This is a genomic window from Pseudomonas sp. Root71, assembly GCF_001429045.1.
GTDB classification, from domain to species: Bacteria; Pseudomonadota; Gammaproteobacteria; order Pseudomonadales; family Pseudomonadaceae; genus Aquipseudomonas; species Aquipseudomonas monachiensis.
The window spans coordinates 1-23,822 of sequence record NZ_LMHY01000002.1; the positions used below are offsets into that span (position 1 = coordinate 1).

Consider the following 23,822-nt stretch of genomic DNA (forward strand, 5'->3'; position numbering starts at 1 on the left):
CATCCCGAACTCAGCAGTGAAACGATGCATCGCCGATGGTAGTGTGGGGTTTCCCCATGTGAGAGTAGGTCATCGTCAAGATTAAATTCCGAAACCCCAATTGCGAAAGCAGTTGGGGTTTTGTTTTTGTCCGCAGGAAAGTTCGCACAGCAACAACGAGCAGGTTCACGCTGTCACCGTCTCCCGACAATGCTAAGGTTCGCCCCTGGCGTTTGTATTTTCCAAGGAAGCCTTTATGCCGGACGCGACGTCCCTCAGTGCTGGTTTTATGGTGGTTCACGGCAACCGCCTGGACGAATTGCGCAGCCTGGTGGTCAGCTGGATGCGGCGCTACCCGCTGGCTCCCCTGGAGAATGAAATCGCGTTGGTGCAAAGCAATGGCATTGCCCAATGGCTGAAGCTGGCACTGGCGGAAGATGCTGAAGACGACGACATGGGAGGCTGCGGAATCGCTGCCGCCATCGACGTGCAGTTGCCCGGCAGCTTCATGTGGCAGCTCTATCGCATGGTCCTTGGCCGCGACGAAATCCCGGTCAATTCCCTGCTCGATAAAGCCCCGCTGACCTGGCGTCTGATGCGCCTGCTGCCGCAGTTGATCAACCAGCCGCACTTCGAGCCGCTGCAACGTTTCCTGACCCACGACACCGATCTGCGCAAACGTTATCAATTGGCTGAACGTCTGGCGGATCTGTTCGACCAATACCAGGTGTACCGAGCTGACTGGCTCGAAGACTGGGCGCAAGGTCGACATCAAACACGAAACGCCAGGGGCGAAACCAAACCCCTGACCCCGGCCAATTGCTGGCAGGCTGAGCTATGGCGCGCCCTCTTGCTGGACGTGGGAGAAGAAGGCATGGCGCAAAGCCGTGCCGGCGTCCATCAGCGATTTGTCGAGCGCATCAATAACCTCGAAACAGCTCCCAAGGGATTACCCTCGCGAGTGATCGTTTTCGGGATTTCTTCGCTGCCTGCCCAAGCCCTGGAAGCACTGGCGGGACTGGCGCGATTCAGTCAGGTCCTGCTGTGCGTACACAACCCCTGTCGTCACCATTGGGCGGACATCGTCGCCGATAAAGACCTGCTGCGCCATCAATACAAGCGTCAGGCCCGCAAGAGCGGCATGCCGGTAGTCATCGATCCGCAAACCCTCCACCAACATGCTCACCCGCTGTTGGCCGCTTGGGGCAAGCAGGGGCGGGACTACATCAACCTGCTCGACAGTTATGACGATCCCAGCAGCTATCGTTCGGCATTCCGCGACGGGCGCATCGACCTGTTCAGTGATGGTCTGCCGCTGAACGTGCTCAACCAGTTGCAGGACGACATCCTCGAGTTGCGTCCCCTCAACGAGACTCGGGAGCATTGGCCGGCCATCGATCTTGAACAGGACGAATCGATCCGTTTTCACATCGCCCATAGCGCCCAGCGAGAAGTCGAGATCCTCCACGATCAGCTGCTAGCACGTTTCAGCTCCGACCCGACATTGCGGCCCCGGGACATCATCGTCATGGTTCCGGACATCGACACCTACGCCCCGCATATTCGTGCCGTGTTTGGTCAGCTTGACCGCCAGGATCCGCGTTTCATTCCGTTTACCCTGGCGGACCAGGGCCAGCGCGGTCGTGATCCATTGCTGATTGCTGTGGAGCACTTGCTCAAGCTGCCTGACAGCCGATTCCCCGTCAGTGAGATTCTCGATCTGCTGGACGTCCCGGCACTGCGCGCTCGTTTTGGCGTTGAGGAGCGTGACCTGCCGACGCTGCACCGCTGGATCGAAGGTGCCGGCATTCGCTGGGGCATGAATGCCGAGCAACGTGCCGGGCTCGGGTTGCCCAATGAACTGGAGCAAAACAGCTGGCGATTCGGCTTGCGACGGATGCTGCTCGGTTATGCCGTTGGCAGCGCCGATGCTTATGAGGGGATCGAACCCTACGACGAGATCGGTGGTCTGGACGCTGCGCTCATCGGTCCGCTGGTTGCGTTGCTCGACGCGCTGGAAGTGGCTCACCACGAGCTCTCTCAGCCAGCATCGCCGGGGCAATGGGGCTTGCGCTTGCAGGCTTTGGTGCAGTTGTTCTTCCTTGCCGGTAACGAACACGATGACTACTTGCTGGCCCAACTCGAAGAGCTGCGCGAGACCTGGCTCGAGACCTGCGAGTCAGTCGGGTTGCAGGACGAGTTGCCGCTGACCGTCGTCCGCGAAGCCTGGCTTGCAGGTCTGGATCAGGGCCGTTTGTCCCAACGTTTTCTGGCCGGTGCGGTCAACTTCTGCACCTTGATGCCCATGCGCGCCATCCCGTTCAAACTGGTGTGCCTGCTGGGCATGAATGACGGCGATTATCCGCGCGCGCAACCGCCGCTGGATTTCGACCTGATGGGCAGTGATTACCGTCCGGGTGACCGCTCCCGGCGCGAAGACGACCGCTACCTGCTACTGGAAGCCTTGCTGTCGGCAAGGGACCAGCTCTACATCAGTTGGGTGGGCCGTAGCATCCGCGATAACAGCGAGCGGCCTGCCTCGGTGCTGATTGGCCAACTGCGTGACCACCTGGCCAGCGGTTGGCGATTGCTGCAAGGCGACGAGGATCTGCTGGAAGCCATGACCCGGGAACACCCATTACAACCCTTCAGTGCTCGCTACTTTCACGACGGTGATGAGTCGTTCAGCTACGCCAGCGAATGGCAGGTGCTTCATCAGGCGGCAGAGCAACAGGCAAGCGCCGAAGTGCTCGCGCCCCACGTCCAGGACGAACCTCTGAGTCTCGGTCAGGTGCAGGATTTCCTGCGCAATCCGGTACGGCACTTTTTCAGCCAGCGGCTGAAGCTCTTCTTCGAGGCGGCAGAAGTGCCATTGGCCGATGAAGAGCCCTTTGTCCTGGATGCGTTACAGCGTTACAGCCTCAGTGACCGTTTGCTCGAAGCGGCGCTGGCAGATCCTGGAAATTCCGGGCAGGCACTGCAGGATCAGGCGAAACGTTTGCAGAACAGCGGGCTGCTGCCCATGGCCGGATTCGGTGAGTGCCTGCAACGCGAATTGATCGAGCCATTGCCTGACTTGCTGCAACGCCACCAACAGCTCCTGGCGTTGTGGCCAACCCCCCTCAGCAGCGCGTTGCCCGTCAGTCTTGAACTGCAGGGCCTGCACATCGAGGGCTGGCTCAGCGGTCTGCATCAGCGTGCTGATGGTGGTTTGTTGTCTGTCACAACGATCCCCAACAGTATCGGCTCGATCAAGTCGCGCAAATGGCATCGCCTGACCCGCCCATGGGTCAATCATTTGATGGCTTGTGCCAGTGGCATGGCCTTGACCACCGCATTGGTGGCGAGCGACGACAGTCTGTTGCTCGGTCCACTGGAGCAGTCCACGGCGCGGACAATTCTCGGTGACCTGTTGATGGCCTGGCAGTCGGGTATGCGCCAGCCTCTGCCGATCGCGGTCAAGACAGCCTTCGCGTGGCTGGGGCAAACCGATCCGGTCAAAGCCCAAGCCGCTGCGCGCAAGGCCTATGAAGGGGATGGGCAGACGACGGACGGAGAGCGTCGCGAAAGCCCGGCACTCGCGCGCCAATTCGCCGATTACGATGCCTTGGTCGCCGACGAGACGTTCCCCCAGTGGTGTGACGCGCTCTATCGCCCGCTTCTTGAAGCACCCTGGCGTTCACTGTCCAGCGAGGAGTCGCGCTGATGAGCACGAAGACACCGCTGGCCCTGGCATTCCCGCTGCGCGGCAGCCAACTGATCGAAGCCAGCGCCGGGACCGGCAAGACGTTCACCATTTCCGCGTTGTACCTGCGCCTGGTGCTGGGCAATGGCGGGGAGGACAGTGGTTTCGGACGAGAACTGTTGCCGCCGCAGATCCTCGTCGTGACCTTCACCGACGCCGCGACCAAAGAGCTGCGCGAACGCATCCGCACGCGGCTCGCCGAGGCCGCACGCTATTTCCGCGATGAAACCCCGGCCCCCGACAGCCTGATTGCCGAGTTGCGTGATCAGTACCTGCCCGAGCAATGGCCCGGCTGCGCAAACCGCCTGGATATCGCCGCCCAGTGGATGGACGAGGCAGCGGTGTCGACCATCCACAGTTGGTGCCAGCGTATGTTGCGCGAGCACGCATTCGACAGCGGCAGCCTGTTTACCCAGACCCTGGAAACCGACCACAGCGACTTGCTGGGGGAGGTCCTGCGCGATTACTGGCGGCTGTTCTGTTACCCGATGCAAGGTGACGCCTTGAATTGGGTGCGCGGCAATTGGGGCGGGCCGGCGGCGCTGCTGCCGCGGATTCGTGCGCTGTTCGCCAGCGAGCGGGATGCGCATGAAGGGAAAGAACCCGCCGAAGTGATTTCGCAATGCCTGCAAGAACGACGGACGGCCCTGATCGAACTCAAGAAACCCTGGCTGCAGTGGGCGGACGAGTTGCTTGTCATCTGTCACCAGGGCGTTGCCACCAAGGCTGTCGACGGTCGCAAGATGCAGGCACGCTATTTCGAGCCCTGGTTTGAAAAGATCAAAGCCTGGGCCGAAGATGAATCCCTCGAGCAACTGGATATCGGCACTGGCTTCACTCGCCTGACCCCGGACGGCATGGCTGAAGCCTGGAAGGGTGAGGCGCCTCGACATCCGGGGCTCGATGCGATGGCCGGACTCAAGGCCTGTCTCGATGGGCTGCCAACGCCTGATGCCGCCGTACTGCAACATGCGGCCCGCTGGGTCGGGGCGCGATTCGAGGAAGAGAAGCGCCGCCGCGCGGAAATGGGTTTCGACGACATGTTGCTGCGCCTTGATGCGGCCTTGCAGTCCGATGGCGGCGAACGCCTGGCAACCCTGATTCGTGAACAGTTTCCGGTCGCCCTGATCGATGAGTTCCAGGACACCGACCCGGTGCAATACCGAATCTTCGAGAGCATCTATCGCATTGAAGAGAACAGCCCCGAGTGTGGCCTGTTCCTGATCGGCGACCCGAAACAGGCGATCTACGCTTTTCGCGGTGCGGACATCCATACCTACCTGCGCGCCCGCCAGGCCACCACCGGCCGCCTGCACACCCTGGGCACCAACTTCCGCTCAAGCCATGGCATGGTCAACGCGGTGAACCATGTGTTCGAGCGCGCCGAGGCACGGGAGTCGGGCCGCGGCGCTTTCCTCTTCCGACAGAAGAATGGCGACAACCCGGTTCCTTTCACGCCGGTTGCCTCCCAGGGTCGCAAAGAAGTCTTGCGCATCAATGACCAGGCAATCCCGGCCTTGAACATCTGGCACTTGCCGGCCGAACAACCGTTGTCCGGTGCGGTGTACCGGCAACACCTGGCGGCTGCCTGCGCCAGTGAAATCACGGCGTTGCTCAATGGCGGGCAGCAGGGGCATGCGGGGTTCTCCCAGGACGGCAAGGCCTTCAGGGGCCTGCTGCCGGCGGACATCGCCATCCTGGTACGCGATGGCAAGGAGGCGCAGGCGGTTCGTGCGCAATTGGCCGCCCGTGGCGTGCGCAGTGTTTACCTGTCGGACAAGGACTCGGTGTTCGCCGCCCAGGAGGCGCATGACGTGCTGACCTGGCTCAAGGCCTGCGCCGAGCCGGATGTCGAGCGACCGCTGCGGGCCGCGTTGGCCAGCATCACGTTGAACCTTTCGCTGACTGAGCTGGAGCGACTGAATCAGGACGAGTTGGCCTGGGAATCCCGGGTCATGCAGTTCCGTGGCTATCGCGAAGTATGGCGCAAGCAGGGCGTACTGCCGATGCTGCGACGCCTGCTGCACGACTTCCGCCTGCCCCAGGCGCTGATCGCCCGCAGTGACGGCGAACGCGTGTTGACCAACCTTCTGCACCTTTTCGAACTGCTGCAACAAGCCGCCGCGGAGCTTGATGGCGAGCAAGCCCTGATCCGGCATTTGTCCGAGCATCTGGCGTTGTCCGGGCAGGCTGGCGAAGAGCAGATCCTGCGTCTGGAAAGTGATGAGCAATTGGTCAAGGTCGTGACCATTCACAAGTCCAAGGGCCTTGAATACCCCTTGGTGTTTCTGCCGTTCATTTGCTCGGCGAAACCGGTGGATGGCAGCCGCCTGCCGTTGCACTACCACGATGAATCCGGCAATGCCCAGGTCACGTTGAAACCGACGGCAGAATTGATTGCCCTGGCTGACGATGAGCGTCTGGCCGAGGATCTTCGCTTGCTCTATGTCGCCCTGACCCGGGCGCAACACGCCTGCTGGCTGGGGGTGGCCGACCTCAAGCGCGGCAACAACAATGGCTCGGTGCTGCATCTGTCGGCATTGGGTTATCTGCTGGGCGGCGGTGCGCCTTTGGCCGATTCCCCGGCGTTGCAGCTTTGGTTGCGGGACCTGCAACAGGACTGCCCGGCGCTGGCGTATGCCGAGATGCCTGAAGCGACAGCGGAGCATTACCAGCCACCGCAAAACGACGCAGCGCTGCTGGTTCCGCTGGTTCCGAAACGCAAGGCCAGTGAAAACTGGTGGATCGCTTCCTACAGCGCCTTGCGCATTGGCGACACCCTGAGTGTCGGCACCGACGAGGCGCCGGAGAGCCCGCAGGCGCAAAAACTGTTCGATGATGAACGCCTCGACCCGCAGGCCCCTCGGGAAGTGGTGGCCGGTGGTGGCGATATCCATCACTTCCCGCGCGGCCCGAACCCCGGCACTTTCCTCCATGGCTTGCTCGAATGGGCGGGGGGCGAAGGTTTTGATGCGGCACCACAGGAGGTGATCGACGCCATTGCCCGTCGCTGCAACCGTCGAGGCTGGGAGGGCTGGATCAGCACCTTGAGTGACTGGCTGCAGCATCTGCTCAAGTCGCCGTTGCAACTGGGCGGCGGACAGGCACCGGTGATATTTGGCCAGTTGACGCAGTACCAGGTCGAGATGGAGTTCTGGTTCGCCAGCCATAAGGTCGATGTGCTCAAGCTCGATGCGCTGGTGTGCCAATACACCCATAACGGCGTGGCCCGGGTGGCCGCGGAACCGGTGTTGCTCAACGGCATGTTCAAGGGCTTTATCGACCTGACGTTCGAACATGACGGCCGCTATTACGTGGCCGACTACAAATCCAACTGGCTCGGCGTCGATGATGCGGCCTACACCGCGCAGGCCATGGAGCAATCGATTCTCGACAACCGTTATGACCTGCAATACGTGTTGTACCTGTTGGCCCTGCACCGCCAACTCAAGGCGCGGCTCGCCGATTACGACTACGACCGGCATGTCGGCGGTGCGTTGTACCTGTTTTTGCGCGGTACGCGCGCGGCCAGCCAGGGGGTGTTTTTCGCCCGGCCGCCAAGAGAGCTGATCGAACGCCTGGACAGGCTGTTCCAGGGCAAGCCAGAACCCAAGGCCGAGCCCGCATGGGAACAGGGAGTACTGTTATGAGTCGCACATTCGCCGATTTGTTGCCCACATCGCTGGCAGCCGAAAGCCTGGCCGATCTGGTGCCGCTGAGTCGTGCCGACGACTTGCTGTTATTGCTCACGCGTTGGGTCGAGCGTGGCTGGTTGCGCGCGCTGGACAAAGCCTTTGTGGCGTTTCTGCATGAGCTGGCCCCAGAGGATGATCCGCTGGTGTTGCTGGCAGCCGCGCTGACCAGCCACCAGTTGGGCCACGGGCATGTCTGCCTCGACCTGTTCGAGACGCTGAAAGAACCGGACTTCGCCCTGTCGCTGCCACCCGAAGGTGACGTGCAAGGCGGCGCGATGCTGCTGCCCTCGCAATTGCTGGGATCGCTGGACGGCGCTCATTGGTGCAAGGTGCTGGCCGCCAGCAACCTGGTCGCGCTGGCCGCTGACAGTCGTGACAACGTGCGCGACCGGCCTTTGGTGTTATCGGGCAAACGCTTGTACCTGCGCCGCTATTGGGCCTACGAGCGGCGGATCGACGTTTCCTTGCGCGAGCGTCTGACGGAACACGAATCCACGCCGAGCGACCTGCTCCAGCGCCTCACCGGTTTGTTTGGTCCAGCCCGGCCGGGTGAAGTGATCGACTGGCAGAAGCTGGCCTGCGCCCTGGCGACACGCAGTGCCTTCAGCATCGTCACGGGGGGGCCGGGAACCGGCAAGACCACCACCGTCGTACGCTTGCTGGCGTTGCTCCAGGCGCCGGCGGTCGAGGCCGGCATGCCCCTGCGCATTCGCCTCGCCGCGCCTACCGGCAAGGCCGCGGCGCGTCTGACCGAATCCATCAGCCAGCAGGTCCGGACCTTGAAGGTCACGGAGGACGTTCGGGAAAAGATCCCCTCCGACGTCACCACCGTTCACCGCCTGCTCGGCAGCCGGCCCGGGACTCGTCATTTCCGTCATCACGCGGGCAATCGCCTGCCGCTGGATGTGTTGGTGGTGGACGAGGCCTCGATGATCGACCTGGAAATGATGGCCAACCTGCTCGATGCCTTGCCGCCCCATGCGCGCCTCGTGCTGTTGGGGGACAAGGACCAATTGGCGTCGGTAGAGGCCGGTGCGGTATTGGGGGATCTGTGTCGCGACGCGGAGGCTGGCTGGTACAGCCCGCAGACACGCCGGTGGCTGGAAGCCGTCAGTGGCGAAAACCTGCAGGCCAGCGGATTGCAGGAGGATGCGCAGGGCACTCATCCATTGGCTCAACAGGTCGTGATGTTGCGCCATTCCCGGCGATTCGGTGAAGGCAGTGGCATTGGCCAACTGGCTCGCTGGGTCAACCAGCAGCAACCCGATGAAGCCCGCAAGTTGTTGTCGGCGCGAAGCCATGACGATGTGCATTGCCTGTCCCTCAAGGGGGAGCAGGATCGGGCCCTGGAACGCTTGCTTCTCGACGGCCACGGTGAGGGGCCGCAGGGTTATCGACATTACCTGAGCGTGCTGCGCAATCAGCGACCGCCACTGGACAGCCCGCTGGAAGATTCACGCTGGATTGATTGGGCTCGACAAGTGTTGCAGGCCTTTGACGCATTCCAGTTGTTATGTGCCGTGCGCAAGGGGCCATGGGGTGTCGAGGGCTTGAACCAGCGGGTGACGGAGGCATTGCTCAGGGCGCGCCTGATCGACAGCGACCAGCAGTGGTACGAAGGTCGCCCTGTGCTGATGACCCGCAACGATTACGGGCTAGGGTTGATGAACGGCGATATCGGCATCGCCCTCAAGCTCCCGGAGCAGGAAGGCCAGGGGACTGGAAGGCAGGTTCTGCGTGTGGCATTCCCACGCAATGATGGCCAGGGTGGCGTGCGATTTGTCCTGCCCAGCCGCCTGAATGATGTCGAAACCGTGTACGCCATGACCGTGCATAAATCCCAGGGCTCGGAGTTCGCGCATACCGCGTTGATTCTTCCCGATGCCTTGAATCCGGTACTCACCAAGGAATTGATCTACACCGGCATTACCCGGGCCAAGGACTGGTTCACCTTGATCGAGTCCCGTGCGGGGGTGTTTGAAGAGGCGGTGAAACGCCGGGTCAAACGCTTGAGCGGGCTGATGCTGGAGCTCAAGGACGGCAGCGAGCCGACAGGCTGAAAGGTCAGTAACAGGCTGTAGGAAAATGTCCGAGGCTGCGTAGTACGTGGCCTCGCTGGCATTTCCTCGCTGTGCTATCGTTGCGGCATCATTTCGCTACGGTCAAAGAGTATCCCTGCATGAAGGTGGCTGTCAGGACGACAGAGTGCGTCGTTGGCTGTAGAAAAGCGCTGCTTGCCATCCTTCTTTGTCTGCTGGCCAGCGTCGTTTTCGCTCAATCGCAAGCCCCGGTGGGCATGGCGGACCAACGTGCCAAAGCGGTTACCCAGGTAGTCCTCGGAATCCTCAGCTATGCCCGCTGGCCCGTCGAGCCTTTGCTGCTGCGCTTGTGCCTGGTCGGCCCTACCGAATACACCGACGACCTGGTCAAAGGCACGACCCAGGCGACCGGTCGACCTGTCGCGGTGCAGCGTTTGTTGGCCGACAACCCTTCGATTGTCAGTGACTGCGATGCGGTTTATATCGGCAAGCTGACCGGCGTAGAACGCAGCCGATTGTTTGCCGCGTTGATCGGGCATCCGGTGTTGAGCATCAGTGAGAGCGACGAGCAATGCACCGTCGGCAGTCTGTTTTGCTTGCGGGTCAGCGACGAGCAGGTGTCGTTCGAGGTCAATCTCGACTCTGTCGCCCGCAGCGGCGTACGCATTCATCCGAGCGTGCTGCAACTGTCCCGTCGCAAACCGGCGGCGCCATGAAAATACTGAAACCGGGCAATCGCCCGACTTTGCATTCGGTCATCGGTCGCGGCAACCTGCTCGTTGCGCTGGTGGGCGTCGCCATGGCCAGTGTTTCACTGACGTTGCTCGGTGTGCTGGCCTTGCGCGTGTACGCCGACAACAACCTGCACCTGATCGCCCGCTCGATCAGCTACACCGTGGAAGCCGCGGTGGTGTTCGACGACAAAACCGCCACCACCGAAGCGCTGGCGCTGATTGCCTCCAACGAAGAGGTGGCCGACGCCCAGGTGTTCGACCAGCAGGGCCAGTTGCTGGCCCGCTGGCAACGACCGGAAACCGGTTGGGTGTCCGATCTCGAATTGCACATCGCCAAAGCGTTTCTGGAAGAACCCATGAGCATGCCGATCCTCCATCAAGGGCGGGAAGTCGGCAGCATCAGGCTCACCGGTCATGGCGCCAGCCTGATGCGCTTTTTGCTCAGCGGTCTGGTGGGCATCATCTTGTGCACGGCCATCAGCGCCTGGGTTGCACTCTTTTTGGCGCGCCGACAACTTCGCGGGATCATCAAGCCCCTGCGCAACCTGGCCGCCGTCGCCCACGCCGCGCGCATTGACCGCGCCTTTGACAAGCGCGTGCCGCCCGCCGACATTGCCGAACTCGATAATTTCGGCAACGACTTCAATGCCCTGCTCGATGAGCTCGAAGCCTGGCAGTCGCACCTGCAAAGCGAAAACGAATCCCTGGCTCACCAGGCCAACCACGACAGCCTTACCGGATTGCCCAATCGGGCGTTTTTCGAAGGTCGCCTGATGCGCGCACTGCGCAGCGCCAACAAGCTCGGCGAGCGAGTGGCGGTGCTGTTTCTCGACAGCGATCGCTTCAAGGAGATCAACGACAGTTTCGGCCATGCGGCGGGCGATGCGGTGTTAGTGGCCGTGGCCAATCGGGTTCGGGCGCAACTGCGCGAAGGGGACCTGGTGGCGCGCTTGGGTGGCGATGAATTTGCCGTGCTGCTGACGCCACTGCACAAGACCGAAGACGCCGAACGGATTGCCGACAAGATTCTGGCCAGCATGGACATGCCGATTCCATTGCCGGGCAGTACCCAGGTACTGACCTCCCTCAGTATCGGCGTCGCGGTGTACCCGGATCATGGCGCAACGCCGGGTGCCCTGCTCAACGCCGCCGATGGCGCGATGTACCAGGCCAAGCGCCTGTCCCGAGGCGCACAGTACACGGCAGGGTCGGAGCACCCTGCCGCCGATGTTCAAAACAGGAGCTGATTTACGTGTTCACTTTCAACCCGCGTTCCCTGCGTTTTTTCACCATGACCCTGCTCGTGGCCTTGCTGGGCCTGGCCGGTTGCCAAACCACTCCCAAAGGCCTGACCCCGGCGCAAATCGCCGTGCTGAAACAGCAGGGGTTCGAGCTGACAGACGATGGCTGGGCTTTCGGCTTGTCCGGCAAGGTCCTGTTTGGCAGTGACGACGACAGCCTGAACAAGCAGAGCACCGACATCGTCGAACGCATCGGCAAGGCGCTGTTGGGGGTGGGTATCGAGCGGGTACGGGTCGATGGCCACACCGATGCATCGGGCAAAGAGGCTTACAACGAGCAACTGTCCATGCGCCGGGCGAAAAGCGTTGCCAAGGTGCTCAACACCGTCGGCATGAAACAGGAAAACATCCAGCTGCGTGGCCTGGGCAGCAGCGTGCCGGTGGCCAGCAACAGCACATCCAGTGGCCGCACCGAAAATCGCCGGGTGGCGATTGTGGTCAGCTCCGACTAATCGGCAAATAGCATCTCCCGGCTTTCCCCCATCAACAGCCCCTGATTCTGCTCGGTGACCTGGCGGATGTAATCCCACAACAGGGTGATCCGCTTGAGCTTGCGCAGGTCTTCGCGGCAGTACATCCAGAACTGCCGAGTGATATTGATTTCCTGTGGCAACACCGGCAGCAGCCGCGGGTCCTGGGTGGCGAGGAAGCATGGCAGGATCGCCAGTGAGCGTCCTTGCTGCGCGGCCACGAACTGTGCGATCACGCTGGTGCTGCGCAGGTTGGCGCTGGCGCCGGGCAATACGTTGGCCAGGTACAACAGCTCCGAGCTGAACGCCAGGTCGTCGACGTAACTGATAAATGAATGCTTGGCCAAATCGGCGGGTTTGCGGATCGGCGGGTGGTTGTCCAGGTATTCCTGGGTCGCGTACAGCTGCAATCGGTAGTCGCACAGTTTGCAGCAGACGTACGGGCCATGCTCCGGGCGCTCCAGGGCGATGACGATGTCGGCCTCGCGCTTGGACAGGCTGATGAAGTGCGGCAGCGGCAGGATGTCCACCGAGATCGCCGGGTAGGTGTCGACGAAGTGGCTCAGCTGCGGTGTGATGAAAAAACTGCCGAAGCCTTCGGTGCAGCCCATGCGCACATGACCGGACAGCGCCACGCCAGACCCGGAAACCTGCTCGCACGCCATGTGCAAGGTACTTTCGATCGACTCGGCATACCCCATCAACCGCTGGCCTTCGGCGGTCAGGACAAAGCCGTTGGTCCGGGATTTTTCGAACAGCAAGGTGCCCAGTGCGGTTTCCAGGGAGCTGATGCGTCGCGACACCGTGGTGTAGTCCACCGCCAGGCGCTTGGCCGCGGTGCTGGCCTTGCGGGTGCGGGCGACTTCGAGGAAAAACTTGAGGTCATCCCAGTTCAGCGAACCGAGGGAGGTGATGTTTTTTTGCATGTTGGACCGGTTTTTATGTGCGTTCTTATCAGAAGTTTGCACATCTATACTCCAAAAACAGTCCGACAACCAATTCGCGACACATGGCTCATCTCAGGGCGACTATCTCGCCCCGGCTCCCAAGATAGCTCTCAATAAAAAAAGCAAACATCCGGAGACCCACATGAACGTATCGCTCACGCCCACCGACACCACCGTACAAAAGGTCAAATTGTTGATCGACGGCGAGTGGGTCGAATCCAAGACTACCGAATGGCACGACATCATCAACCCGGCGACCCAGCAAGTGCTGGCCAAAGTGCCGTTTGCCACCGCTGAAGAAGTCGACGCGGCCATCAGCGCGGCCCATCGTGCCTTCCAGACCTGGAAGCTGACCCCGATCGGCGCCCGCATGCGCATCATGCTCAAGCTCCAGGCGCTGATTCGCGAACACTCCAAGCGCATCGCCGCGGTCCTCAGCGCCGAGCAGGGCAAGACCATTGCCGATGCCGAAGGCGATATTTTCCGTGGCCTGGAAGTGGTCGAGCACGCTTGCTCCATTGGCAGTCTGCAAATGGGCGAGTTCGCTGAAAACGTCGCCGGTGGCGTCGACACCTACACCCTGCGCCAGCCAATCGGCGTGTGCGCCGGCATTACCCCGTTCAACTTCCCGGCGATGATTCCGCTGTGGATGTTCCCGATGGCCATCGCCTGCGGCAACACCTTCGTGCTCAAACCGTCCGAACAGGACCCGATGTCGACCATGCTTCTGGTGGAGCTGGCGATCGAGGCGGGCATTCCGGCCGGCGTGCTCAACGTCGTGCATGGCGGCAAGGACGTGGTGGACGGGCTCTGCACCCACAAGGACATCAAGGCGGTTTCCTTCGTCGGTTCAACTGCCGTCGGTACCCATGTGTATGACCTGGCAGGCAAACACGGCAAGCGCGTGCAGTCGATGATGGGCGCGAAGAACCACGCCGTGGTTCTGCCGGACGCCAATCGCGAACAAGCGCTGAATGCGCTGGTGGGCGCCGGTTTCGGTGCTGCGGGTCAACGCTGCATGGCCACCTCGGTGGTGGTGCTGGTGGGCGCGGCCAAGCAGTGGCTGCCGGATCTCAAGGCGCTGGCGCAGAAGCTCAAGGTCAATGCCGGCAGCGAGCCGGGCACCGATGTCGGCCCGGTGATCTCGAAAAAGGCCAAGGCGCGGATTCTCGACCTGATCGAAAGCGGCATCAAGGAAGGCGCGAAACTGGAGCTGGACGGTCGCGAGATCACGGTTCCCGGTTACGAGAAGGGCAACTTTGTCGGCCCGACCCTGTTCTCCGGCGTGACCACCGACATGCAGATCTACACCCAGGAAATCTTCGGCCCGGTGCTGGTGGTGCTGGAGGTCAATACGCTCGACGAGGCCATCGCCCTGGTCAACGCCAACCCGTTCGGCAACGGCACGGGTCTGTTCACCCAGAGCGGCGCGGCGGCACGTAAATTCCAGAACGAAATCGACGTCGGCCAGGTCGGCATCAACATCCCGATTCCGGTGCCGGTCCCGTTCTTCAGCTTCACCGGTTCGCGCGGTTCCAAGCTCGGCGACCTCGGCCCGTACGGCAAGCAAGTGGTGCAGTTCTACACTCAGACCAAGACCGTCACCAGTCGCTGGTTCGATGACGACAGCGTCAACGACGGTGTGAACACCACCATCAACCTGCGATAAGGAGCCGGACATGAAAATCGCTTTTATCGGTCTGGGCAACATGGGCGCGCCAATGGCGCGCAACCTGATCAAGGCCGGCCATGCACTGCGCCTGGTGGACCTGAACAAAGCCGTGCTGGCGGAACTGGAACAACTGGGCGGCAGTATCAGCCCAACGGCCCGCGAAGCTTCAGAAGGCGCCGAACTGGTCATCACCATGCTGCCTGCCGCTGTGCATGTGCGCAGCGTGTGGCTGGGCGAAGACGGCGTGCTCGCCGGTATCGGCAAAGGTGTTCCGGCCGTGGATTGCAGCACCATCGATCCGCAGACCGCGCGGGACGTTGCCGCCGCCGCTGCCAAACAGGGCGTGGCCATGGCCGATGCGCCGGTTTCTGGCGGCACCGGTGGTGCAGCCGCCGGGACGCTGACCTTCATGGTCGGCGCCACGCCTGAACTGTTCGCCACCCTGCAACCGGTACTGGCGCAAATGGGCCGCAACATCGTCCATTGTGGTGAGGTCGGCACCGGGCAAATCGCTAAAATCTGCAACAACCTGTTGTTGGGGATTTCCATGGTCGGCGTCAGCGAAGCCATGGCGCTTGGCGATGCATTGGGCATCGACACCAAGGTGCTGGCGGGCATCATCAACAGTTCCACCGGGCGTTGCTGGAGTTCGGAGATGTACAACCCGTGGCCGGGCATCGTCGAAACGGCGCCGGCGTCGCGCGGCTATACCGGTGGTTTCGGTGCCGAACTGATGCTCAAGGATCTGGGGCTGGCCACTGAGGCTGCGCGTCAGGCGCACCAGCCGGTGGTTCTCGGCGCGGTGGCCCAGCAGTTGTATCAGGCGATGAGTTTGCGTGGGGAGGGTGGACAGGACTTCTCGGCGATCATCAACGGCTATCGCAAGCCGCAATAAGGGATATTTCCGGGAATCCGCGTCGGGTGGATTCCCGGTTTTTTAATTTGGCAGAAAGAAAAGATCGCAGCCTTCGGCAGCTCCTACAGGGGAATGTATACACCCCGTAGGAGCTGCCGAAGGCTGCGATCTTTTGCTTTGTCAGGCAAACACGAAATATTTGCGCACGGTTTCCACCACTTCCCAGGTGCCTTTCATCCCCGGTTCAACGACGAAAATGTCGCCGGCGCGCAGGTGGATCGGCGCCATGCCTTCCGGGGTGATGATGCAGTAGCCTTCCTGGAAGTGGCAGTACTCCCACTTCACGTATTCCACGTACCACTTGCCCGGCGTGCAGATCCAGGTGCCCATGATCTTGCTGCCGTCTTCACTGGTGTAGGCATTGAGGTTGACGGTGTGCGGGTCGCCTTCGAGTTTTTCCCATTTGCAGGCGTCGAGTACGGGCAGCGGGTGGGTGTCGCGAAGAACGGTAATCGGTGCGGTCATGATGACTCCGGGCAGTGGGCTCAAGAACTGAAGTCGCACCCTATAGCGCCTGCCCAACCCTCAGTTGTCTGTGCTCGACACTGAGCTGTCCAGAAACGCACGTTCTTCAATTCCGGTTCAGTGGGCAGTCGAGCCTGGATTGTTCGAGGCTGTTCTCGAATTCGACCAATTGCGCGTGCTGTTGCGACAGCGCCGCTATCCGCTCGGCGATTTCCTGCTTTTTGCTGGCGAGGACCTGGTGTGCCCGCTCCCATGGCAACTGCGGGCCCTGATGGCCGGCGAAGACCGACTGCAATTCCTTGAGCCTGAAGCCCAACTGTTGTGCACATTTGATGAACATCAGCAGATCGACGCTGTGCTGGTCATAGATGCGGTACTTGCCCAAGCGGCGAGCGGCAGGCAACAAGCCAATCGACTCGTAGTGACGGATGCTTTTGACCGTGGTACCGGAACGTTGCGCGGCTTGGCCGATGTACATGGGAAGGTCCTTTTCTCCGAGGATAGAGCTCGGCGCATTATCGACCGACTCAAGCGCTGGCGATAGCTTCGGCTTGCCGCAACCAGGCCGCATGCCGGTCTACGCTGGCGCCGAGAATTGGCCCGAAGGTGAGGGTTCGGGTTGGCTTGATGCCACAGAACTCCAGCGTGGTTTTGCGGACCTGATGCAAACCGGGCATGCGGTAGATCCAGCGGTAGTACCAGGGCGGTGTGTCCATGGTCACCAGCAGGTGGGCGGTTCGGCCGCGCAGGAGTTTGTCGGGGAAAGCTTTGCCCTGGCGATACTTGAAGGCAAAACCCGGCAAGAACACCCGGTCGAAAAAGCCCTTGAGCAAGGCCGGTACGCCACCCCACCAGATCGGATAAACCAGCACCAACAGTTCGGCCCAGAGGATATCGGCCTGGGCGTTACGCAAGTCGGCTTCCAGCGGCTGGACCTGTTGATAGCCTTCGCGCAGCACCGGGTCAAAATCCATGCTGCCCAGAAACAACGGCCGCACTTCATGCCCGGCGCGCATTGCCGACTGTGTGTAACGCTCGGCAAGGGCGGCGCAGAAGGTGTTGCTGGACGGATGCCCGAGTATCACCAGTATTCGCTTACCCATCATCGCTGTCCTTGAGGATCAAACCTCAAGGATAAAGTCTGCCCCTCAGGGGAGAGTCAAGGCGTGCAGCAGGGCCTTGGCATAGCCGGGTAATACGGCGAAGTCCCGGGCACAGAGCAACAGTTTGCGTTGGCCCCAGGGTTCTTGCAGGGCGAGGCTTTTGAAGGACAGTCCACCTGACCTGCGTTCGACCGCGGCCAGCGGTACGATTGCCAGCCCAGCCCCTCGGGCGACCATGCGCATCACGCCATCGAAGCCGTCGGCGCGGATGCGAATCTGCATGCGCAGGCCGGCGTGCAGCGCCTGTTCCTCCAGGTACACCGCCAGGGCGCTATTGGCATTCAGGCTGACGTAGTCGTGATGCAGCGTGTCGGTGAAGCTCACTGAGGTCGCCTGGGCCAGGGGATGTTCCCGGGGCATGATCAGCACCAACGGATCATCGCGGAACGCTCGCGTCTGCAGGTCCTCGGTGTCCACCGCGTCGGACACGATGCCGAGGTCCGCCGCCCCTTGGCGCAAGGCATGGGTGATGCGGGTGCTGGGCAGTTCCTGCAGGTCGATGTCGAGGTTGGGATGGCTGTGCAGGAAGTCCGCGAGCAACTCTGGCAGGTACTCGGTGATCGCCGTGGTGTTGCACAGCAGTCGCACCTGGCCTTTGACGCCCTGGGCGTATTCGGCCAGTTCCTGTTGCAGGCGTTCGGCCTGTTGCAGCAGGACCCGGGCGTGTCGGGCCAGGGCATTGCCGGCCGGCGTCGGGCTGACTCCACGACGATTGCGCTGCAGAAACTCGACGCCCAGCGACGCCTCCATGGCGCGAATTCGTGCGCTGGCCGCTGCCAGGGACAAATGACTGCGTGCGGCGCCGGCGGTGATGTTGCCGGTATCGAGGATGTTCAGATACAGGCGCAGGTCGGTCAGGTCAAAGTGCATTACAACAATCCCGAGTTGAATGTTGTCTGGAAGGGCGCCTTCGCGAGCAAGCCCGCGAAGAGGCCAGTCGCTTCAGCGAAATTTTCAGCCTCTGTCAAGGCAAGAGGCAGCCTCAGTATATGGCAGATTTTCAATCAACCCCCGCGGGCCCACCATGGCCCCATGAATACACTTTCGGCGTTTTATCAGAATCTCGGATTGGCCCTTTCATTGTTGGTTATCGGCACCTTTGTGCTGGCCGGCATGATCAAGGGCGTGATCGGTCTCGGCCTGCCGACCGTCGCCATGGGTCTGCTCGGTCTGGCTATGGCGCCGACGCAGGCTGCGGCGTTGCTGATCATTCCGGCGACCCTGACCAACGTCTGGCAACTGGCATTCGGCGGGCATCTGTCGGGTCTGGTCAAACGGTTGTGGCCGATGGTGCTGGCGATTTTCATCGGCACCGGGGCGGGCACGCTATGGATCGGCATGAGCGGTGGCCATTGGGTGGTGCGAGGGTTGGGGGCGGCATTATTGCTGTATGCGCTGAGCGGTTTGTTCCTGCCGACTGTGCGCGTAGGGCAGAGCAGCGAACGCTGGCTCGGTCCTCTGTGTGGCGTGCTGACCGGCGTCATCACTTCGGCCACTGGCGTGTTCGTGATTCCGGCGGTGCCTTATCTGCAAGCGCTGGGTTTGAGCAAGGACGAACTTGTGCAGGCGCTGGGCCTGTCGTTCACCGTCTCGACCCTGGCCCTGGCCGGTGGCTTGTTATGGCGTGGCGCGCTCGGTGGAGGCGAGTTGAGCGCGTCGTTGCTGGCGCTGATCCCGGCCATGCTCGGCATGTGGCTGGGGCAATCGCTGCGCCAGCGGATCAGCGCCCTGTGGTTCAAACGCGTGTTTTTCATTGGCCTGGGTGTGCTCGGCGGCCATTTGCTGATCAGCGGCTAGCGGACGACGGGCTGATCATCTCGATGGCGCGGATCTCGAAGTCCCGTTCCAGGTATTCATCGCGTTGCGCGAGAAACTGCTTCATGTGCGGCAGGTTCGAGTGCACGTCGAGGTGGGCCTGGGATTGCCAGATCTCGTAGAAGATGAACAGGGTCGGGTCCTGTTTGTCACGCAACATGTGGTATTCGATGCAACCCGGTTCGGCTCGGCTCGCTTGCACATAGCCGCTGAAAAACGCTTCGAAGGCGTCGGATTTTTCCGGGCGGGTCTTGGCGTGCAGGATAAAGCCCTGGATTTCACTCATCTACATCTCTCCTCAAGTCAGAACTGGCGCCAGTTTAAGGCAACAATCGCTTATCGATTCGTGCTTGTAGGTCAAATGTATTTTGCCAAATCGACGCTTACTCCGCGCAAGGTCGATCGGTACTCTGCCGCCATCCGATTCCCGACCTTCCCGAGACCACCTCCCATGAAAAAAGTCCTGTTGCTCAATGGCGGCAAAAAATTTGCACACTCCGACGGCCGCTACAACGCCACCCTGCATGAAGCCGCATTGAGCGTGCTGGATCGCGGTGGCATGGATGTGAAAACCACTTTCATCGACGAGGGCTATGACATCGCCGAAGAAGTGGCCAAGTTCCTCTGGGCCGACGTGATCATTTACCAGATGCCAGGCTGGTGGATGGGCGCGCCGTGGACCGTGAAAAAGTACATCGATGAAGTCTTCACCGAGGGCCATGGCAGCCTCTATGCCAGCGACGGTCGCACCCGTTCGGACGCGTCGCAGAAGTACGGCAGCGGCGGCCTGATTCACGGCAAGCAATACATGTTGTCGCTGACCTGGAACGCTCCGCAGCAAGCCTTCGACGACCCGAGCGATTTCTTCGAAGCCAAAGGCGTGGACGCGGTGTACTTCCCGTTCCACAAGGCCAACGAGTTCCTGGGCATGACCGGTTTGCCAACTTTCCTCTGCGTGGACGTGATGAAGCGCCCGAACATCGAAGGCGACGTGGCGCGTTATGAGCAGCATTTGGCTGAGGTGTTTGGCCTGAAGGCATGACGCTCGGCTACTATCCGATGCAACGGCCAGGAAGATCGCAGCCTGCGGCAGCTCCTACGGGTGTACACAAAACCCTGTAGGAGCTGCCGCAGGCTGCGATCTTGGCGATTCTTGCCGCGCCGATTCCAAACGAGGACACACGTGAAAGCCAGATCCGATGAATTGCAGGTTTTCGTCTGCGTGATTGAATGCGGGTCGATTTCCGCGGCGGCCGAGCAGGTCGGGCAAACGCCTTCGGCGGTCAGTCGTACGCTGTCGCGGCTGGAGGCCAAGCTCGACACCACTTTGATCAATCGCACCACGCGGCGCATGGACCTGACCGAAGAGGGCAAGTACTTCTTCGAGCACGCCAAGCGCATTCTCGATCAGATGGATGAGCTCGAAGAGCGCCTGTCCTCACGCCAGCAAACGCCGTCCGGGCGGCTGCGGATCAACGCAGCATCGCCGTTCATGCTGCACGCCATCGTGCCCTACATCGATGAATTTCGCAGGCTTTACCCCGACATCCAGCTCGAACTCAACAGCAACGATTTGATCATCGACCTGCTGGAGCAAAGCACCGACATCGCCATCCGCATCGGCACCCTGACCGATTCGACGCTGCATGCCCGCTCCCTGGGTTGCAGCCCGCTGCACATCGTCGCCAGCCCGGCCTACCTGGAAAAGCACGGCGCACCGCAAGCCGTGGCTGACCTGGCCAACCATACGCTGCTGGGGTTCACCCAGAACGAAGGCCTCAACCAATGGCCGCTGCGTTATGTGCATGGCGATCGTTGGCCGATCCATGCATCGATCAGCGCCTCCAGCGGCGAGACCATCCGCCATCTCGCACTGGACGGCCAGGGCATCGCCAGCCTGTCGCACTTCATGACCATCGAGGACATTCGTGCCGGACGCTTGAAAGTGTTGCTGGCCGAGTTCAACAGCGGCTATCGCCAGCCGATCAACGCGGTGTACTACCGCAACTCGCAACTGGCCCTGCGGATTCAATGCTTCCTGGACTTTATCCAGGGCAAGTTGGCCGAATATGCGAGTGCAGATTTCAAGGGCTGATTCGTGATTCCTGCGCAAAAGTGAATTGGGGCGGCAGGGATTTTTCCTCCGGGATCGCTGCCGGATACTCCTTGCATCACTTATCCACGCAGGGAGTTTCTCCATGAACGTATTCGTTACCGGTGCCGCCGGTTTTATCGGCGGTTCCATCGCCACGGGCCTGGTCCAGGCCGGCCACAACGTCACCGGTCTGGTGCGCAGCGCCGAACAAGCCGATGAGCTGCGCGCACTGGGCATCACCCCGGTGATCGGCACCCTCGACGACTCCGCCCTGTTGGCCGATCAGGCGCTTGCTGCCGACGCGGTGATCAACGCGGCCAGCAGCGATCATCGTGGCGCGGTGGAGGCCTTGCTCGATGCCTTGCGCGGTTCCGGCAAAGTGTTTTTGCACACCAGCGGTTCGAGCATCGTCGGTGATGCCTCGGGCGGCAAGTCCAGCGACATCCTCTATTACGAAGACAACCTGCCGGAACCGACAGTCGACAAGGCGGCGCGCGTGGCCATCGACAATCTGATCCTGGCGGCGGCCATGGACGGGGTGAACTCGGCGGTGATCTGCAACACGCTGATCTACGGCCACAGCCTGGGCGTGCATCGCGACAGCGTGCAGCTGCCGCGCCTGCTCAAGCAGGCACGCAAAAGCGGGGTGGTGCGCCATGTCGGCACTGGCCGGAACATCTGGTCCAACGTGCACATCGAGGACGTGGTGGCGCTGTACCTGCTGGCGCTGACTGAAAACGTACCGGGCACGTTCTACTTCGTCGAAAGCGGTGAAGCGTCATTCATCGACATGACCACCGCCATGGCCCAGGCGCTGAACCTGGGCGAACCGCAAGACTGGGCGCTCAAGGACGCGGAAGCCGAGTGGGGCTATGAAATGGCCAACTATGGCCTGGGTTCCAACAGTCGGGTGCGCGGCAAGCAGGCTCGGGAACTGTTGGGCTGGGTGCCGAAGCGCACGTCGGTCGTGGAGTGGATTCGCGACGAGATGGTGTGAGTTCGCTTTAGACCGAGTTGCGGCTATCGCGAGCAAGCTCGCTCCCACATTTGATCTGCATAGGGCACGGATTTTGTGTTCGACACAGATCCCTTGTGGGAGCGAGCTTGCTCGCGATGGCGTTTGCGCAGGCACAACGACTGGTCGGTCTGACTGCATTTCCGTAACATCCGCACACTCTTTTTCGTCTCTCCCTGTGTGCGGTTCCCCATGAAAGCAAAACGTCTACGCGCCGATGTCCTGGCCGGGCTTACCACTTCCTTCGCCCTGTTGCCCGAGTGCATCGCTTTCGCGCTGGTGGCCCATCTCAATCCGCTGATGGGGCTCTATGGCGCGTTCATCATCTGCACCCTGACCGCGCTGTTCGGCGGGCGACCGGGCATGGTGTCCGGCGCGGCCGGCTCGATGGCCGTGGTGATCGTCGCGCTGGTGGTGCAACACGGCGTGCAGTACCTGCTGGCCACAGTGTTGCTGGGCGGGTTGATCATGATGGCGTTCGGACTGCTCAAGCTCGGCAAACTGGTGCGCATGGTGCCGCACCCGGTGATGCTTGGCTTCGTCAACGGCCTGGCGATCATCATTGCCCTGGCACAACTGGAGCACTTCAAGAGCGGTGAGACCTGGTTGAGCGGTACGCCGCTGTACATGATGCTCGGGCTGGTCGCGGTGACGATGACGGTTGTCTATGTGCTGCCGCGCCTGACCCGTACGATACCGCCGGCACTGGTGGCGATTCTCGGCGTGGGCCTGGCGGTGTATCTGCTCGGCCTGCCGACCCGCACCCTGGGCGACATGGCGCACATTGCCGGTGGCTTGCCGACGCTGGCGCTGCCGGACATTGCGTGGAACCTCGACACCCTGCGCATCATCGCGCCCTACGCGATCCTGATGGCGCTGGTGGGGTTGCTGGAAACCCTGTTGACCCTGAACCTCACCGACGAAATCACCGAGAGCCGCGGCTATCCGGATCGCGAGTGCGTGGCGCTGGGGGCGGCGAACATCGTGTCCGGTGCGTTCGGCGGCATGGGCGGTTGCGCGATGATTGGCCAGACTATGATCAACCTCAGTTCCGGCGGGCGCGGGCGCTTGTCCGGGATGGTGGCCGGGGTGTCGATCCTGTTGTTCATCCTGTTTCTGTCGCCGCTGATCGAGCGCATTCCATTGGCCGCGTTGGTCGGGGTGATGTTCGTGGTGGCGCAACAGACCTTCGCCTGGGCTTCGCTGCGGGTGATGAACAAGGTCCCGCTGAACGATGCGCTGGTGATCATCGCGGTGACGGTGATTACCGTTTTCACCGATCTGGCCATCGCGGTGCTCTGCGGCATCATCATTGCGGCGCTGAACTTTGCCTGGCAGCAGGCGCGTCAGCTGTATGCCGACAGTCATCTGGAAACCGACGGCAGTAAGCTGTACCGGGTGCATGGCACGCTGTTCTTCGCCTCGACCACACCCTTTCTCAATCAGTTCGATCCGGCCAATGACCCGGCGCAGGTGACACTTGATTGCCAGCACCTGAGTTTTGTCGACTACTCGGCCATCGCCGCGCTGGGCACCTTGCGCGAGCGTTATAACAAGGCCGGCAAGCACTTGCGGGTGCTGCATTTGTCCGAACGCTGCAAGAAATTGCTCAAGCGCGCCCGGATGCAACACGACTGAAATCAAACAGGCAGGCGCGATGAAAATCCGCCTGCCCGATTTTCATTATTTGCGACAACTCATACCTCTTTGCGACACGCCTTACCTCTGTACGAAAATTACTTTCACCTCGTTTGAAAATCGCCTGCCGAAA

The 23,822-nt window shown here is 61.4% G+C and carries 19 protein-coding genes and 1 rRNA gene; 14 read left to right on the plus strand and 6 right to left on the minus strand.

Features of this window, described 5'->3' with window-relative positions:
• From rrf to ASD95_RS03295, 7 genes are all read left to right on the plus strand, one after another.
• Positions 1 to 81, plus strand: a 5S ribosomal RNA gene (rrf, locus tag ASD95_RS30190); the annotation flags it as partial.
• A 154-nt stretch (positions 82 to 235) separates the two neighbouring features.
• Entirely contained in the window at positions 236 to 3,685 is a 3,450-nt protein-coding gene (gene recC / locus ASD95_RS03270) for an exodeoxyribonuclease V subunit gamma (protein WP_056728107.1), read from the plus strand.
• Complete coding sequence (gene recB, locus ASD95_RS03275; protein ID WP_056728110.1) at positions 3,685 to 7,374, plus strand: exodeoxyribonuclease V subunit beta; 3,690 nt, start codon at positions 3,685 to 3,687, stop codon at positions 7,372 to 7,374. Before recC ends, recB begins: the two co-directional genes overlap by 1 nt.
• Entirely contained in the window at positions 7,371 to 9,479 is a 2,109-nt protein-coding gene (gene recD / locus ASD95_RS03280; RefSeq protein WP_056728112.1) for an exodeoxyribonuclease V subunit alpha, read from the plus strand. Before recB ends, recD begins: the two co-directional genes overlap by 4 nt.
• A 119-nt stretch (positions 9,480 to 9,598) precedes the next feature.
• Entirely contained in the window at positions 9,599 to 10,174 is a 576-nt protein-coding gene (locus tag ASD95_RS03285; RefSeq protein ID WP_056728113.1) for a YfiR family protein, read from the plus strand.
• Positions 10,171 to 11,439 (plus strand): diguanylate cyclase domain-containing protein, encoded by a 1,269-nt coding sequence (locus tag ASD95_RS03290; protein WP_056728117.1) that lies wholly within the window; start codon positions 10,171 to 10,173, stop codon positions 11,437 to 11,439. The genes ASD95_RS03285 and ASD95_RS03290 overlap by 4 nt, the downstream gene beginning before the upstream one ends.
• A 44-nt stretch (positions 11,440 to 11,483) precedes the next feature.
• Entirely contained in the window at positions 11,484 to 11,945 is a 462-nt protein-coding gene (locus ASD95_RS03295) for an OmpA family protein (protein WP_263291790.1), read from the plus strand.
• On the opposite strand, the gene ASD95_RS03300 is transcribed toward ASD95_RS03295, so the two are convergent.
• Positions 11,942 to 12,889 (minus strand): LysR family transcriptional regulator, encoded by a 948-nt coding sequence (locus ASD95_RS03300; protein ID WP_056728122.1) that lies wholly within the window; start codon positions 12,887 to 12,889, stop codon positions 11,942 to 11,944. The genes ASD95_RS03295 and ASD95_RS03300 overlap by 4 nt on opposite strands.
• A gap of 163 nt (positions 12,890 to 13,052) precedes the next feature.
• Here ASD95_RS03300 and ASD95_RS03305 point away from each other — a divergent pair, with 163 nt between their 5' ends.
• Together ASD95_RS03305 and mmsB are read left to right on the plus strand one after the other, a co-directional pair.
• A complete protein-coding gene (locus ASD95_RS03305; protein ID WP_056728124.1) occupies positions 13,053 to 14,579 on the plus strand; it encodes a CoA-acylating methylmalonate-semialdehyde dehydrogenase in 1,527 nt (508 codons plus the stop codon).
• 10 nt (positions 14,580 to 14,589) lie between these two features.
• On the plus strand, positions 14,590 to 15,477 hold the full coding sequence (mmsB, locus tag ASD95_RS03310; protein WP_056728126.1) for a 3-hydroxyisobutyrate dehydrogenase: 888 nt from the start codon (positions 14,590 to 14,592) through the stop codon (positions 15,475 to 15,477).
• 141 nt (positions 15,478 to 15,618) lie between these two features.
• On the opposite strand, the gene ASD95_RS03315 is transcribed toward mmsB, so the two are convergent.
• The 4 genes from ASD95_RS03315 to ASD95_RS03330 form a co-directional block, all read right to left on the minus strand.
• On the minus strand, positions 15,619 to 15,963 hold the full coding sequence (locus tag ASD95_RS03315) for a cupin domain-containing protein (protein WP_046038617.1): 345 nt from the start codon (positions 15,961 to 15,963) through the stop codon (positions 15,619 to 15,621).
• Positions 15,964 to 16,069: 106 nt separating this feature from the next.
• Positions 16,070 to 16,441 carry a MerR family transcriptional regulator gene (locus ASD95_RS03320; RefSeq protein ID WP_056728128.1) on the minus strand — a complete coding sequence of 124 codons (372 nt, stop codon included), beginning with the start codon at positions 16,439 to 16,441 and terminating at the stop codon, positions 16,070 to 16,072.
• A 49-nt stretch (positions 16,442 to 16,490) separates the two neighbouring features.
• The gene (locus ASD95_RS03325; RefSeq protein WP_056728130.1) at positions 16,491 to 17,069 is read right to left on the minus strand and encodes an NAD(P)H-dependent oxidoreductase; all 579 of its coding nucleotides are present in this window, start codon (positions 17,067 to 17,069) and stop codon (positions 16,491 to 16,493) included.
• A gap of 42 nt (positions 17,070 to 17,111) precedes the next feature.
• The gene (locus ASD95_RS03330) at positions 17,112 to 17,996 is read right to left on the minus strand and encodes a LysR family transcriptional regulator (RefSeq protein ID WP_056728131.1); all 885 of its coding nucleotides are present in this window, start codon (positions 17,994 to 17,996) and stop codon (positions 17,112 to 17,114) included.
• Between the two features lie 162 nt (positions 17,997 to 18,158).
• On the opposite strand from ASD95_RS03330, the gene ASD95_RS03335 reads away from it, so the two are divergent.
• Positions 18,159 to 18,923, plus strand: coding sequence for a sulfite exporter TauE/SafE family protein (locus ASD95_RS03335; protein WP_056728133.1), 765 nt, complete (start codon positions 18,159 to 18,161; stop codon positions 18,921 to 18,923).
• Here ASD95_RS03335 and ASD95_RS03340 read toward each other — a convergent pair.
• Positions 18,913 to 19,227 carry a putative quinol monooxygenase gene (locus ASD95_RS03340; RefSeq protein WP_056728136.1) on the minus strand — a complete coding sequence of 105 codons (315 nt, stop codon included), beginning with the start codon at positions 19,225 to 19,227 and terminating at the stop codon, positions 18,913 to 18,915. The genes ASD95_RS03335 and ASD95_RS03340 overlap by 11 nt on opposite strands.
• 165 nt (positions 19,228 to 19,392) lie before the next feature.
• On the opposite strand from ASD95_RS03340, the gene ASD95_RS03345 reads away from it, so the two are divergent.
• The 4 genes from ASD95_RS03345 (at position 19,393) to ASD95_RS03360 (ending at position 23,689) form a co-directional block, all read left to right on the plus strand.
• On the plus strand, positions 19,393 to 19,983 hold the full coding sequence (locus ASD95_RS03345; RefSeq protein WP_056728138.1) for an NAD(P)H-dependent oxidoreductase: 591 nt from the start codon (positions 19,393 to 19,395) through the stop codon (positions 19,981 to 19,983).
• 141 nt (positions 19,984 to 20,124) lie between these two features.
• Entirely contained in the window at positions 20,125 to 21,036 is a 912-nt protein-coding gene (locus ASD95_RS03350) for a LysR family transcriptional regulator (protein WP_056728140.1), read from the plus strand.
• Between the two features lie 103 nt (positions 21,037 to 21,139).
• A complete protein-coding gene (locus ASD95_RS03355; protein WP_056728142.1) occupies positions 21,140 to 22,033 on the plus strand; it encodes an NAD-dependent epimerase/dehydratase family protein in 894 nt (297 codons plus the stop codon).
• Between the two features lie 210 nt (positions 22,034 to 22,243).
• Positions 22,244 to 23,689, plus strand: a complete 1,446-nt coding sequence (locus tag ASD95_RS03360; RefSeq protein ID WP_056728143.1) for a SulP family inorganic anion transporter — start codon at positions 22,244 to 22,246, stop codon at positions 23,687 to 23,689.
• The last annotated feature ends 133 nt before the right edge of the window (positions 23,690 to 23,822 follow it).